This is a genomic window from Chromohalobacter sp., from assembly GCF_039830575.1.
Taxonomy (GTDB): domain Bacteria; phylum Pseudomonadota; class Gammaproteobacteria; order Pseudomonadales; family Halomonadaceae; genus Chromohalobacter; species Chromohalobacter israelensis.
The window spans coordinates 85,143-99,280 of record NZ_JBDOOX010000013.1 but is presented as its reverse complement, the minus strand read 5'-3'; the positions used below and the strand labels follow the sequence as shown (position 1 = coordinate 99,280).

Below are 14,138 nucleotides of genomic sequence, written 5' to 3'. Positions count from 1 at the left end.
CCTCAGTTGTCTTCTTCGACGTCGTTATGCAAGTCGACCACGGCGTGGACCGTGTTTTCGCGATGCTTGGCCAGATCGTTGCGCGCGGCCTCGAGGTCGGCCAGGTAGGCCGCATCGATGTCTCCGGTCACGTACTGGCCGTCGAACACCGAGCAGTCGAATTCCTCGAGGGTCGGATTGACGTCGCGGCATGCGGCCTTGAGGTCCTCGAGCTCCTGATAGACGATGCGGTCGGCACCGATCAGCTCGCCGACTTCCTCGTCGCTGCGCCCGTGAGCGATCAGTTCCGAGGCGACCGGCATGTCGATGCCGTAGACATTGGGATAGCGCACCGGAGGCGCGGCGGAGGCGAAATACACCTTGCGCGCGCCGGCCTCGCGCGCCATCTGGATGATCTGCTTGCAGGTCGTGCCGCGCACGATGGAGTCGTCGACCAGCAACACGTTCTTGCCCTGAAACTCGACGTCGATGGCGTTGAGCTTCTGGCGCACCGATTTCTTGCGCTGGGTCTGGCCGGGCATGATGAAGGTCCGCCCGATGTAGCGGTTCTTCATGAAGCCTTCGCGATAGGTGACGCCCAGGTGCTGCGCCAGTTCCAGCGCCGAGGTACGCGAGGTGTCGGGGATCGGGATCACCACGTCGATGTCATGTTCCGGCCAGTCGCGCAGGATGCGATCGCCCAGCTTGCGCCCCATTTCCATGCGCGTGCCGTAGACATAGGCGCCGTCGAGGATCGAATCGGGACGCGCCAGGTAGACGTGTTCGAAGATGCAGGGTGTCAGGCGGGGGCGATCGGCACACTGCTGGGTGTGCACGCGGTTGCCATCGGTTTCGATGAAGATCGCCTCGCCCGGCGCCAGGTCGCGGCACAGCTCGAAGCCCCCCACGTCCAGCGCCACCGATTCGGAGGCGATCATCACCTCCTGGCCTTCCTCGGTGTCGCGCGTGCCGTAGACCACCGGGCGGATGCCATGGGGGTCGCGAAACGCCACCATGCCGAAACCGTTGATGAAGGCCACCGCGGCGTAGCCTCCCTGGCAACGGCGGTGCACCCGACGCACCGCATCGAAGATATCGTCGGGTGTCAGGTGATGCCCCTGCTTGCCGAGCTCGTGCGCGAAGACGTTGAGCAGCACTTCCGAGTCGGAGCTGGTGTTGATGTGGCGCAGGTCGGAAAAGAACAGCTCGCGCTTGAGCTGTTCGGAGTTGGTCAGGTTGCCGTTGTGCGCCAGGGAGATCCCGTAGGGCGAATTGACGTAGAACGGCTGCGACTCCGCTTCGCTCGACGAGCCCGCGGTGGGATAGCGGATATGCCCGATGCCCATGTTGCCGCGCAGGCGCGTCATGTGACGCGTGTGGAAGACATCCCGCACCAGCCCGTTGCTCTTGCGCAACAGGAAGCGTCCCTCATGCCATGTCATCATCCCGGCGGCATCCTGGCCACGGTGTTGGAGCACTGTCAGCGCGTCATACAGCGACTGATTGACCGCCTGATTGGCCATGAGGCCCACGATACCGCACATTGCGCCTTTACCTCGCTTGCCTTGGGAGTGGCGAGCGATCGCCGAACCGCGTCGCTCGCGTCAAAAACCTGTGATACATGCGCGCCGTCTCACGGCGCCCTGGTGTCCGGCGGCGTGCCGTCCTCGGTCTCGGGCGGGCGCGACTCGAGCACGTCCTGGGCCGCGTCGCGCCCCGTATCGCGCAACGCGCGCTCGGCCTCCGAGGTGTCGATCTCCCACGCCTCCAGTCGCTTCACCGACCAGTCCCGCAACTGCTCGAACGCCGGGCGCAGTTGCGCGTTCTGCCAGGCGGCCAGTCCCGACAGTGGCGTCAGGGTCAGAATGACCGTGGCCAGCACCAGGATCAGCGCGCCACGCGCGGCACCGAACGCCGCCCCTGCCACGCGATTGAAAAAGCCCATGCCGACCCATTCGATGGCGGCATTGATCATGCGGATCAAGAACCCGCAGAGCATGACGATGACGAAGATGACCAGCACGAACCCGAGGACCAGGCGTATGTCGGGATGCTCGATATAGGGCGCCAGCATCTCGGCCACCGCCGGGGCGAACATGCGCGCCCCCAGCAGGGCCGCCACCCAGGCGGCCAGTCCCAGTGCCTCACGTACCAGACCGCGCATGAAACCGGCCAGCATGGAGATCGTCAATACCGCCAGAAACGCCCAGTCGAGCCACGTCAGCGTCATCAATCCTCCCGCACGCGGATCAGCAGCCCCTGGATGTTGGCGTCTTCCTTGAGTTGGGTACGCACACGCTCGCCTTCATCGGAAGAATCGAACGGCCCCACGTAAACCGTGGTCAAGTCGTTGTCGCGCGGGCGCTGATAGGCATTGAAGCCTTGCGACGAGAGCTGCTCGACGAGACGCTCTGCATTGCCGGGCTGACCGAAGCTGCCCACCTGTACCGCCCAGCCGCCACTGGCCTGGGTCGTGGCGGACGGTTCATCATTCGAGGCGCGCTCCTCGGTGGATGAGGTCGACTGCTGCGCAATGGCAGCGATGGGGTCCTCGTCACCGGGAGCGTCCGCATTCCGGTCGGCGGCATCCTCGGCAGGCTCTGCCTCGTCGGACGCCGGAGGCGACGCCTCCGAGGCCGCCCCGTCGGGCGCACCGAGCTGTGCCTCGGTCGCCGGCACGGGCGGTTCGCCATCGACGGCACCGTCGAGCGCCTCGGGAGGCGTGGGCGTCTCGACATCGCGTTGATCCACGGGAATCGGCTGCTCGATGGTCAGCACCGGTTCGGGACGCTCGCTGCGCGGCGTCGGCTCATCGAACAGCATCGGCAAGAAGATCACCGCCAGCGCCACCAGGATAATGGCGCCGCTGATGCGCTCACGCATTCCGTACTTCATGACGCACTCCTTGAACTCGCCGCACCCAGCGTTTCCAGTGCGGCAAGCGCCTCGGCAACGGTCCAGAACGATCCACAGACCAGAATGTCGTCGCCATTGTCCATGTTCGCATGCAACCACCGCACGCCGTCCTCGGGCGAGGCTCCCTGATGCAGGACCTTGGCGCCCCGCCCTTCCACAAACGTCGCCAGCTGCGCCGCATCACGCGCCCGATCCCCGCTCAGAGAGACGGTGACCCAGGCATCGATCTGCGGCGCCAGCGCCGCGATGACCCCATCGGCATCCTTGTCGGCCAGCATGCCCAGCAGACACAAGCGCCGCCCGCGACGTGGGCGCTGCGCGAGCTGCCCGGCCACATAGGCGGCGGCATGCGGGTTGTGCCCGACGTCCAGACACCAGGGACCCAGCCATTGCAGACGACCGGCCAGCACCACCCGCGACAGGGCGCGGCAGGTAGCGGTTTCGTCGAGCGTCACGTCGGCCAGCGCCAGGGCCTGCAGGGCGACCGCGGCATTGTCCAGCGGCAGGCCGGGATCCGGCAGGCCGTGCAGCGCCACCTTCTCGCCACCGGGCGCGGTGCCTTGCCATTGCCACTCGCTCCCCTCCTGGCCACGGTCACCCATGCGCCAGGCAAAGGCCTCCTGGAGCGCGAAAACCGGCGCTGACAGTGCGTCGGCACGTTCGCGCACACTGGCGGGCAACGTCGTGCTGCCCAGCACCGCGGGCCGTCCCGCACGCAGGATACCGGCCTTTTCCCGGCCTATCGTGTCGAGATGGGTCCCCAGAAACGCCGCATGGTCCTGAGCCACCGTCGTGACCACGGCCACGTCCGGGTCGATGACATTGACCGCATCCAGGCGCCCGCCCAGACCGACTTCGAGAAGCGCGACATCCGGCTGCCAGCGCGCGATCAACCAGAGCGCCGCCAGCGTGCCCGCCTCGAAATACGTGAGCGTGACCGGATCGCCGTCGAGGCGCGCTGCCTCGACGGCTTCGAAGCCCTCCACCAAGGCGGCATCGTCGGCTTCGCACCCTGCAAGACGCAGGCGCTCGTTGTAACGCAGTAGATGGGGGGAGGTATAGGCGGCGGTCCGCAGGCCATGCTCGCGAGCGACTGCCTCGAGCATGGCCACGGTCGATCCCTTGCCGTTGGTCCCGGCCACGGTGATCACGCGCGTGGCCAAGGGCGTATCGAGCAGCGCCAGCCGCCGCGCGACCTCGGCCACGCGTTCCAGGCCCAGGTCGATCGCCACGGGATGCTGGCGTTCGAGGCGCGCCAGCCAGGCCTGCAGGGAGGTCGCGGCAGTCATTCAGTGATCGGCCTGGGAGAACTCGTCCAGTGTCGATTGCGATGCCGTGTCGTCGGGCTCGGCATCACGATCCTGATGCGGCTGGTGTGTCAACTTGCGCATGACGCTACCCAGGCGCTCGCGCATGTCGTGGCGATGAACGATCATGTCCACCGTACCGTGCTCGAGCAGGAACTCGCTGCGCTGGAAGCCTTCCGGCAGCTGTTCACGCACGGTCTGCTCGATGACGCGCGGCCCGGCGAAACCGATCAGGGCGTTGGGCTCTGCGACATTGATATCACCCAGCATGGCCAGCGAGGCGGACACCCCACCGAACACTGGATCGGTGAGCACCGAGATATAAGGCACGCCTTCCTGCTTGAGCTTTTCCAGCGCGGCGGAGGTCTTGGCCATCTGCATCAGCGAGAACAGGGCTTCCTGCATGCGCGCGCCGCCGGAGGCCGCGAAACATACCAGCGGAACGCCCTCTTCACGGGCCTGGGTCGCGGCACGCACGAACTTTTCGCCCACCACGGCCCCCATCGAGCCGCCCATGAAACTGAACTCGAAGGCCACCGCCACGACAGGCAGACCATCGAGCTTGCCACGCATGGCAATCAAGGCGTCGTTTTCATCGGTCTCTTTCTGGGCCGCCGCGAGGCGATCCTTGTATTTCTTGGAATCGCGGAACTTGAGCCGGTCGACCGGCTGCAGGTCGGCGGCGATTTCCTCGCGGCCTTCCGTATCCAGAAACCAGTTGAGACGCTTGCGGGCCGTCAGACGCAGATGGTGATCGCATTTCGGGCACACGCTCTGGTGGCGCTCCAGCTCGGGGAGATAGAGCACCGCCTCGCAATTGGGGCACTTACGCCACAGGCCATCCGGCACGCTTTTCCGGCGATCGGCTCGCTGGGTACGGCTCATTGACGGCACGATTTTGTCTAGCCAGCTCATGGTTCTGAGACGCTTCCGTGTTGCTTGTCTGACGCATGAAGCCACATCCGTGGCCCCATGCAGCGAATAGTCGTTGGCGAATGCCGTAGGGCATCAGCGGCCGTCGGAACGGTCCAGCGCATCGCGCATGTCGCCGAGCACCGCCTTGAGCGCCGCCGGTATGGCCTCGGGGGTCTCGGCGTTTTCGGCGATGCGCGATACCAGAGCACTGCCGACGATGACCCCGTCGGCCACCCGGCCCACTGCCGCCGCCGTGTCGCCATCCCGAATCCCGAACCCGACGCATAGCGGCAGGTCGGTCATCTCGCGAAGCGGCGCCAACTGGCGCTCGACGGCATCGACGTCCAGCGAGGCGGCACCGGTAACGCCCTTGAGCGATACGTAGTACAGATAGCCTTCGCCATGTCGACATATTGTAGCGGCCCGCGACGGCGAGGTGGTAGGGGCAAGCAGAAAGATCGACTGCAGCCCGTGCTCGGAGAACAGCGGTGCGACCTCAGCCATCTCCTCCGGCGGCATGTCGACCATCAGCACGCCGTCGACGCCCGCCTCCTGTGCTCGCCGCGCGAAATGCTCGTATCCCATGCGCTCGACAGGGTTGAGATACCCCATCAGGACCACGGGCGTTTCCGCATCGGTGGCGCGAAACGTCGCGACCATGTCGAGAACATCGGTCAACCGCGTGCCCTTGGCGAGCGCACGCTCGCAGGCTTTCTGGATCACCGGGCCATCGGCCATGGGGTCGGAAAACGGCACGCCCAGCTCCAGCACGTCGGCGCCAGCCTCGACGCAGGCGTGCATGAACCCCACGGTATGCTGCGGCGCCGGATCGCCCGCGGTGATATAAGGAATCAACGCGCGGCGCTGTTGAGACTTGAGCGCCGCGAAGCGTTTATCGATACGATTCATAGTCATGTCTCCGCCAGCGCTTAGAATTCCAGACCGTCGATCTTGGCCACCGTGTGGATGTCCTTGTCGCCACGCCCGGAGAGATTGACGATGATGTGCTGGTCGGGACGCATGGTCGGTGCCAGAACCTTGGCATGCGCCAGGGCATGGGCCGACTCCAGCGCGGGCATGATGCCCTCGACGCGCGTCAGCTCGCGGAACGCGGCAAGCACCGCGTCGTCGTTGGCCGCCACGTACTGGACCCGGCCGACATCCTTCCACAGCGCATGCTCGGGGCCGACACCGGGATAGTCGAGCCCGGCAGAGATCGAGTGCGTATCCGAGACCTGGCCCCCCTCGTCGGACATCAGGTAGGTCCGGTTGCCATGCAGCACCCCGCTGGGGGCATTGGCGGTCAGCGGCGCGGCGTGACGCCCGGTCTCGACACCGTCGCCGCCAGCTTCGACACCGTACATGGCCACGTCCTCGTCCTCGAGGAAGGGATAGAACAGGCCGATGGCATTGGAACCGCCGCCGACACAGGCCACCAGGGCATCCGGCAGGCGACCGATCTGAGCAAAGCTCTGCTCGCGGGCTTCGCGACCGATCACCGACGTGAAGTCGCGCACCATGGCCGGATAAGGATGCGGGCCGGCCACGGTACCGATGATGTAGAAGGTATCGTCGACATTGGTCACCCAGTCGCGCAGCGCCTCGTTCATGGCGTCCTTGAGGGTTCGCGACCCGGACTCGACCGGATGCACTTCGGCCCCCAGCAGGCGCATGCGATAGACGTTGAGCTTCTGGCGCTCGACGTCCTCGGCCCCCATGTAGATCTCGCACTTGAGCCCCAGCCGCGCGGCGACGGTGGCCGTGGCCACGCCATGCTGGCCGGCACCGGTTTCGGCGATGACCCGAGGCTTGCCGCTCTTCTTGGCGAGCAGCGCCTGGCCGATGGTGTTATTCACCTTGTGGGCCCCGGTGTGGTTGAGATCCTCGCGCTTGAGCCAGATCTGCGCACCGCCGAGCTGCTGGGACCATCGCTGTGCGTGATACAGCGGAGACGGGCGGCCCACGTAATGAGCCAGGTCACGGTCGAATTCGGCCTGGAAGTCGGCATCGTCGCGAAGGCTCATGTAGGCCTTCTCCAACTCCTCCAGGGCGAAGCTCAGAGTCTCCGAAACGAACCGGCCACCGTGCGGGCCGAAATGGCCTTGGGCGTCCGGCATTCGGGTCAGGTCGCTGAACTTGGTCACGAATGACACCTCTATGGGGCTTGGGTATGGGACACTTGGGACAGAAATGCCCGGATGCGCGCAGGATCCTTGAGCCCCTTTGCCGCCTCGACGCCTCCCGAGACGTCGACGGCATAGGGCCGGACCCGGTGAATGGCTTCGGCGACGTTGTCCGCCGTCAAGCCTCCCGCGAGAATAACAGGTTTTGCCAGGTTTGCGGGGATTCGCGACCAGTCGAAGGTCTCCCCGGTGCCTCCGGGAACGCCGGGACGATAGGCATCCAGCAGCAGACCGCGCGCCGCATCGTAACGGGTCGCCTCGGCATGCAGGTCGATGCCGTCGCGCATGCGCAATGCCTTGATCCAGGGAATATCGAGACGCGCGCAGTCGTCGGGGGACTCGTTGCCGTGGAGCTGCACGAGATCCAGGTGGCGTGCGCAGCGCCGAATCTCGTCATCTGCCTGGTCGACGAACAGCCCCACCCGGGTCACGAACGCCGGCACGCGGGCGGCCAGGCGCGCCAGCCGGGCTTCGTCGATGGCCCGCGAGCTGCCCGGCCACAGGACGAACCCCAGCGCATCGGCGCCCGCCGCCACCGCGGCGTCGATGTCCTCCTCCCGGGTCAGGCCGCAGATCTTGACGCGCGTACGCTGCATCGGCGACGTCATGATGACACCTCCCGGCGCGGCGGATGGACACGGCGCTGACGCCGCGCCCGCGCCCACTCGCTATCGGGCAGGCTGCGCTCCCCGGTCCACTCGCCGAGAAACGCCAGCAGATTGGGCCCCAGCGGCTCCTTCGGCAACACGAAGCGCTCGTCGTACAGCGCATCGACGAAATGCAGTCCACATCCCGGCGCCGTGACATTGCCTTGCGTCCGGTCGCGAAGCGCCAGCAACTCGCCGAGGTAACCGGTCGAGTGTTCGCCTCGCCCGACCGCCACCAGGGCGCCGGCGATATTGCGAATCATGTGATGCAAGAAGGCATTGGCCTGAATGTCGATCATCACCAGCTGGCCATAGCGACGCACCTCGATGAAGTGCACATGCCGCCACCGGCTCTTCGACTGACATCCCGCGGCACGAAAACTGGAAAAGTCATGCTCGCCGACCAGCGCCTGGGCGGCGGCATGCATGCGCTCGGCATCCAGAGGCTCACGGCACCAGGTCGCATTGGCGCGCTCCAGCACCGGCCGCGATGGCTGATTGAGGATCACGTAGCGATAGCGCCGGGCCAGTGCGGAGAGGCGTGCATGGAAATCGTCGGCGACCGGCACGACCCAGCGTACCGCGACATCGCGCGGCAGATTGGCATTGGCACCGAAGAGCCAGGCCTTCTGGGTGCGCGTCACCGGGGCGTCGAAATGCACCACCTGGCGCGTCGCATGCACGCCACTGTCGGTCCGCCCGCTGCACAGGACCTGAACCGGCGCATTGGCGATCCGCGACAGCGCGGTTTCCAGCGTCCCCTGCACCGAAGCAGCGTGCTTGAGCCGCTGCCAGCCACAATACGCACTGCCGTCATACTCGACGCCCATGGCAAGGCGTCCCTGTAGCGGCTGGCGATCATCCTGAAACTCAAAAAATGCCATCGAAATCAGCCACGCGAAACCCTCGAATATCGATCACGGAACGACCCGACGCCCGGCAGCAAAACGATGCGCTCACACGGCATCGTGACTACGCATCAGCGCCTTGGCCTCATGCGACACCTGCTCGTCCTCGGCGCGCGCGGCGACGGCCAGCAGCGCCTTGGCACGCTCGCCCCCGCCCTCCTCGGCCAACAGATGACGCGCTTCCGCCAATGCCTCGGCGGGGCGTTCATTATCCAGATCCCGCGGCTCGAATGCCACTTCCTCGACTTCCCAGCCGGACGTGTCGTGCGCCAGGGTCGACAATCGTTCCGGGGCGTCGTCCTCGTCCCCCGTCTCCACGTCGGGCAACTGGTAGTCCAGTCGCGAAGGAGCCTCGGGAATCTCGGGCGGCTCGAACTCGAGAGGCTGCGCCTCGGCATCGGGACGCGGAGCCGGTGTTGCCGCTTCGTCCATCGGGGACCTCGCGGGCGCCTCGTCCTCGCCATGCTCGACACGCCTCGATAGCGGGCGTGCCTCGAAAGCCTCGGGCGTTGCCGATGCGGACGGCGAGACGTCGCGCTCGGCGGGTGCTTCTGCCGCCGTCGCGGACGCTCCGTCCTCCGGCTCTCGGGGCGTCGGGGCAGCTCCCTCGAATAGCCGGTCCACTTCCGAGGCTCCCGCCGACGCCTGCGGCGCGGCATCGGCCCGAGTGCTGGCCAGTTGCCGATAATGCGCAAGCAAGGCGTCGGCCTCGCGCCGCGTCTCGGCATCGGCCGACGGTGCGAAACGCTCGGCTTCCCGAGCCATCGCCGTCATCTCGCCCAGCTCTCCCAGCGCCGTCAACAGCTTGAGCCGCAGCTCGGTGCTCTCCTGTTCCGCCAGGCGCGCCTGCAGCCACTCTCTTGCCTGATCGTAACGCCCATAGGCCATGTAGATATCGGCTTCATCGATGGTCGCGGTTTCCGGGCCATCGTCCTTCCCGAGCCCCGGTCGCGCCTTGGCCCCCGTCTCCGTTGCGCCCAGTTGATTCGCGACGTCCTGGTAGGTGGCCTCGCGTCCATGCCGCCACCGCTGCCATCCCCAGATACCCAGCAAGGTTACCAGGGCCGCCAGCAAGGCGAGTTGCAGCGGCAGCAACCAGGAAAACCCGGAGTCTTCCCCCGGCGTCGCCTCGGGAGGCGCCTGCTCGACCGCCGCGCCGCCCGAGGAAGCGGCCTCGGATGCCGCCGTGGGCGTGGCGGCGGCAGGCGCGGAAGAGGGTGCCGCAGCGGGTGCTTGTGCCAACAATGCCGCCACGCCAGACAAATCGGCCACGGTCGTGGGCCTCGGTGACTCGCGGGCCGCGCGGCGTTCGGCCAGCGCATCGCGCTCGTGCTCGACGCGTGCCAAGCGAACCCGCAGAGCATGCAACGCCGCTTCCAGCTCGGCGGCACGCGACGCCTCGCTCGCCGGCTTCGCGGCTGGCGCGGCCGCTGCTGTCGGTGCCGGCTCTGGCGACGAGGCACTCACGGCCTGGGCGTCGGCCTTCGGACGCGAGGTCTGGCGCTGAGAAGATGATGCTCGCTCGCCCCCCGCATGGCTCGTCAGCGCATAACCGGGCGGATCGAGCAGCAGGGTCACGGGGGCTTGCAGCTGGCCCCCGGGCCAGGAAATCGACAACAGCAACTCGAGGTACGACTGCGTCACCGGCGTTTCGCTGGTGATCAGAATGCGCGGCGACGCTCCCCCTTCGGGCACCGTCACGCGCAATGGCAGAGCCAGGGCTGAAGTGTCGACGCCCGCCGCCTCGAAGGCCGCCGCGTCGGCGAGGTGCACCTCGAAGCGACGAGGCGCGATGCCGTCCGCTCCCGACAACGGCAGTACGGCGCGCAACGGCTGGTGAAGCAAGGACGTGACACGGGGAGCTTCCACACCGACGCCCCAGGCAGAAGGGACCGCAGCACCGATACCGGCCAAGACGAGACAAGATGCCAGGACAAGCTTGCGCAGCATGAGCCCTCTCAAAAGCGGCGGACGATGACAATCATGGACTGAGTTTTATCATACCTCGCAGCATGGCGCCTCATGCCAGCCTCCTTGTAACGAGACGAGCCCGCCAGGGGCGGGCTCGTCTCATGCCTCATGGTATTGGCCTGGTACCGCTTCACGACCGGCCCGTGGCGGTCAGCGCGTGGCAATGACCCAGACGGCGTGAATGATCCCGGGAATGTACCCCAGCAACGTCAGCAAGATATTGAGCCAGAAATGCAGTCCGAACCCGACCTGCAGGAAAACCCCCAGCGGCGGCAACAGAATGGCCAGAATAATGCGGATAATATCCATACATCCTCTCCTTGAATGCGTCCTTTCAGAGTAAATGCGGGGCGTTTTCCCCGCCGGTTTCGCAACGTGGCGTTCGTGCCGGGCAGACGGGCACTCCCCCCGGCCATGAAAACGTCATGACGACGCGCCTTGCGTCTTGGGATCGAAATGCTCGACGCCAGGTGCCTGTGAATGCGCCTCGGGATCGACTTTCTGGCGCACCGACTCGGCTCCGGCCGCCAGTGTTTCATGATGGCGCTCCCAGTCCTCCCAGTCATGCGGCGTACCACTGCGGGGCCGCTGGCTTCCGGCGCCGCGGGCGCGCGCCCAGGCGAGCTCCTCGAGCGTATGAGGCTTGTCCTCCTCCTTGTCGAGACCGATGCCCTGCTTGGCCAGGTAATCGCGTGCGTTCATGCCACCTCCCGGGATGGATTCACCACCGCTGACTCACTATAGCGTATCACTCCTTTAGGTGAAGGCGTACGCGCTGCTTTCAAGAGGCCTGCCCTTTTCAATGCCCCACTCATTTATCGTTTTTCTCTATCAAAGCTTTCGGTTTAATCAAATTCATCATGTTTTGCCCTCTCGGCATACTGAGTGGCGTTTTTCCTGAGCCGCGCCCAGTCGTCTCGCAGCGACGAGGTCGGCACCGACATTTGCATTTCCAGCAGGAGGGGGCATGACGCTCGATTCCCGTGAAGGCCAATCCGTACCCGATGTCACCTTCAAGGTACGTCGTGGCGGCCACCTCATCGACGTGACCAGCGAAGCGCTGTTCAAGGGCCGCAACGTGGTCTTGTTCGCTCTGCCCGGCGCCTATACCCCCACGTGCTCGTCGAATCATCTGCCGCGCTACAACGAACTTGCCGACCGTTTCTATACCAGCGGCATCGACGACATCGTCTGCCTGTCGGTCAACGATCCCTTCGTGATGGAAGCCTGGGGCCAGCATCAGGAAGCCGAGAATCTCACGCTGATCGGTGACGGCAACGGCGAGTTCACCGCCGGAATGGGCATGCTGGTGGACAAGTCCGGCCAGGGATTCGGCCAACGCTCCCGGCGCTACGCCATGCTGGTGCGTAACGGCGTGATCGAGAAGCTGTTCGTCGAGCCCGATCTTCCCGGCGACCCCTTCGAGGTCTCCGATGCCGACACCATGCTCGACTATCTCAACCCCGAGGCCGGACGCCCCAGCTTCGCCACGCTCTTCACCAAGCCCGGCTGCCCTTATTGCACGCGCGCCAAGGAACAGTTGCAGCGTCACGGCATCGGCTACGAGGAAATCGGCGTGGGTCAGCGCGACGTCACCAGCCGCTCACTGCGCGCCATGACCGGACGTGCCAGTGTGCCGCAGGTCTGGATCGACGGCGAATACATCGGCGGTGCCGATGACGTCACGCGTTTTTTCGCCGAGCGCGCAACGACCTGACGCTCATGCGGCCTGTCGTCCATGCCACGGCAAGACGATCGCCGTGGTCTTCATCATCGTCTTGAAACTCACGAGGATAAAAGGAAATACGCATGGAAGTACGCAAGGTGGATGTCGCCATCATCGGTGCCGGCACGGCAGGACTCGGCGCCTACCGAGCCGCCAAGGCACACACCGACTCGGTGGTCATGATCGAGGGCGGCCCCTATGGCACGACCTGCGCTCGGGTGGGCTGCATGCCCTCCAAGCTGCTGATCGCCGCCGCCGAGGCCGCGCACCACGCTCGTGACACGGCGCCCTTCGGGATCAACGTCAGCGGCGAAGTAAGCGTCGATGGCCGTGCGGTGATGGACCGCGTACGCCGCGAGCGCGACCGTTTCGTCGGCTTCGTCATCGAGTCGGTGGAAGGCATTCCCGAGGCGGACAAGCTGCGCGGCTACGCGCGCTTCGCCGATGCCCATACCCTGATCGTCGATGAAGAAACCCGTGTCGAGGCGAAGAAGGTGGTCATCGCCAGCGGCTCCACCCCGACCTACCCCAGCTTCTTCGAGGCCGCGGGCGACCGCCTGGTCATCAACGACGACGTCTTCGAATGGGAGACCCTGCCGGAATCGGTGGCTCTGTTCGGCCCCGGTGTCATCGGCCTGGAACTGGGCCAGGCCTTGCACCGGCTCGGTGTGCGCCTGCGTATCTTCGGTGTCGGTGGCGCCCTCGGCCCGTTGCAGGACGCCGAGATTCGCGACTATGCCGAACGTGCATTCAACGCTGAGCTGTACGTCGATCCCGATGCCACCGTCGAGTCCATCGAGCGTGACGGTGACAGCGTGGTCATTACCTTCATCGAACGTACCACCGGCGAGCGCCTGACCGAACGCTTCGACTATCTGCTCGCGGCCACCGGTCGGCGCCCCAACGTCGACAAGCTCGATATCGAGGCCGCGCACCTCAAGCTCGATGCACGCGGCGTCCCGGTCTACAACCGCCATACACTGCAATGCCGGGGTGACGACGGCGTTCCGAGTCATGTATTCATCGCCGGCGATGCCAATCATGAGCTACCGCTGCTCCACGAAGCCTCGGACGAGGGGCGCATCGCCGGCGACAATGCGGGACGCTATCCCGATGTGCGCGCCGGGCATCGGCGTACGCCGCTGGGCGTGGTCTTCAGCGATCCGCAAATCGCCACCGTGGGAATGAGCTATCCTCAACTTGAGACGCGCTATGGCGACTGTGACTGCTTCGCGGTCGGTGAAGTATCCTTCGAAAACCAGGGCCGTTCACGGGTCATGCGCATGAACAAGGGGCTGATGCACGTCTATGCCGAGCAGGGATCCGGCTTGTTCCTGGGTGCCGAGATCTTCGGACCGCGCGCCGAGCACCTCGGACACCTGCTGGCCTGGGCGCACCAGCAACGCCTGACCGTCAGCGAGATGCTGGAGATGCCGTTTTATCACCCGGTCGTCGAGGAAGGCTTGCGCACCGCATTGCGCGATCTCAACGCCAAGCTCCAGCTGGGGCCGGCGGTGGTCGAGCGCTGCATGGAGTGCGGACCGGGCGACTGACGTTCTCGCACCGTGCTCCGCGCGGTGCAACGC

The 14,138-nt window shown here is 65.7% G+C and carries 14 protein-coding genes; 2 read left to right on the top strand and 12 right to left on the bottom strand.

Going from position 1 to position 14,138, the window contains the following annotated elements:
* Nucleotides 1–2: 2 nt before the first annotated feature.
* From purF to ABGX75_RS12920, 12 genes are all read right to left on the bottom strand, one after another.
* Nucleotides 3–1,523 (bottom strand): amidophosphoribosyltransferase, encoded by a 1,521-nt coding sequence (gene purF, locus ABGX75_RS12975; RefSeq protein ID WP_011506568.1) that lies wholly within the window; start codon nucleotides 1,521–1,523, stop codon nucleotides 3–5.
* A gap of 89 nt (nucleotides 1,524–1,612) precedes the next feature.
* Complete coding sequence (locus ABGX75_RS12970; protein WP_035410416.1) at nucleotides 1,613–2,209, bottom strand: CvpA family protein; 597 nt, start codon at nucleotides 2,207–2,209, stop codon at nucleotides 1,613–1,615.
* A complete protein-coding gene (locus ABGX75_RS12965) occupies nucleotides 2,209–2,874 on the bottom strand; it encodes an SPOR domain-containing protein (protein WP_011506566.1) in 666 nt (221 codons plus the stop codon). The genes ABGX75_RS12970 and ABGX75_RS12965 overlap by 1 nt, the downstream gene beginning before the upstream one ends.
* A complete protein-coding gene (gene folC / locus ABGX75_RS12960; RefSeq protein ID WP_287124094.1) occupies nucleotides 2,871–4,184 on the bottom strand; it encodes a bifunctional tetrahydrofolate synthase/dihydrofolate synthase in 1,314 nt (437 codons plus the stop codon). The genes ABGX75_RS12965 and folC overlap by 4 nt, the downstream gene beginning before the upstream one ends.
* A complete protein-coding gene (gene accD / locus ABGX75_RS12955) occupies nucleotides 4,185–5,117 on the bottom strand; it encodes an acetyl-CoA carboxylase, carboxyltransferase subunit beta (RefSeq protein WP_011506564.1) in 933 nt (310 codons plus the stop codon).
* A 93-nt stretch (nucleotides 5,118–5,210) separates the two neighbouring features.
* The gene (gene trpA / locus ABGX75_RS12950; RefSeq protein ID WP_347410516.1) at nucleotides 5,211–6,026 is read right to left on the bottom strand and encodes a tryptophan synthase subunit alpha; all 816 of its coding nucleotides are present in this window, start codon (nucleotides 6,024–6,026) and stop codon (nucleotides 5,211–5,213) included.
* 20 nt (nucleotides 6,027–6,046) lie between these two features.
* On the bottom strand, nucleotides 6,047–7,234 hold the full coding sequence (gene trpB, locus ABGX75_RS12945; protein ID WP_050934568.1) for a tryptophan synthase subunit beta: 1,188 nt from the start codon (nucleotides 7,232–7,234) through the stop codon (nucleotides 6,047–6,049).
* Nucleotides 7,235–7,272: 38 nt separating this feature from the next.
* Nucleotides 7,273–7,908 carry a phosphoribosylanthranilate isomerase gene (locus ABGX75_RS12940; protein WP_287124096.1) on the bottom strand — a complete coding sequence of 212 codons (636 nt, stop codon included), beginning with the start codon at nucleotides 7,906–7,908 and terminating at the stop codon, nucleotides 7,273–7,275.
* Nucleotides 7,905–8,777: a tRNA pseudouridine(38-40) synthase TruA gene (gene truA / locus ABGX75_RS12935; RefSeq protein WP_347410517.1), complete on the bottom strand. Its 873-nt coding sequence runs from the start codon at nucleotides 8,775–8,777 to the stop codon at nucleotides 7,905–7,907. Before truA ends, ABGX75_RS12940 begins: the two co-directional genes overlap by 4 nt.
* 126 nt (nucleotides 8,778–8,903) lie before the next feature.
* The gene (locus ABGX75_RS12930) at nucleotides 8,904–10,805 is read right to left on the bottom strand and encodes a hypothetical protein (RefSeq protein WP_287124098.1); all 1,902 of its coding nucleotides are present in this window, start codon (nucleotides 10,803–10,805) and stop codon (nucleotides 8,904–8,906) included.
* Between the two features lie 171 nt (nucleotides 10,806–10,976).
* Nucleotides 10,977–11,135 carry a YqaE/Pmp3 family membrane protein gene (locus ABGX75_RS12925; protein WP_011506558.1) on the bottom strand — a complete coding sequence of 53 codons (159 nt, stop codon included), beginning with the start codon at nucleotides 11,133–11,135 and terminating at the stop codon, nucleotides 10,977–10,979.
* Between the two features lie 114 nt (nucleotides 11,136–11,249).
* Nucleotides 11,250–11,528 carry a hypothetical protein gene (locus tag ABGX75_RS12920; protein ID WP_035410438.1) on the bottom strand — a complete coding sequence of 93 codons (279 nt, stop codon included), beginning with the start codon at nucleotides 11,526–11,528 and terminating at the stop codon, nucleotides 11,250–11,252.
* 265 nt (nucleotides 11,529–11,793) lie between these two features.
* On the opposite strand from ABGX75_RS12920, the gene ABGX75_RS12915 reads away from it, so the two are divergent.
* Nucleotides 11,794–12,543, top strand: coding sequence for a redoxin family protein (locus tag ABGX75_RS12915; RefSeq protein ID WP_347410518.1), 750 nt, complete (start codon nucleotides 11,794–11,796; stop codon nucleotides 12,541–12,543).
* Nucleotides 12,544–12,635: 92 nt separating this feature from the next.
* The gene (locus ABGX75_RS12910; RefSeq protein WP_347410519.1) at nucleotides 12,636–14,105 is read left to right on the top strand and encodes a dihydrolipoyl dehydrogenase; all 1,470 of its coding nucleotides are present in this window, start codon (nucleotides 12,636–12,638) and stop codon (nucleotides 14,103–14,105) included.
* The last annotated feature ends 33 nt before the right edge of the window (nucleotides 14,106–14,138 follow it).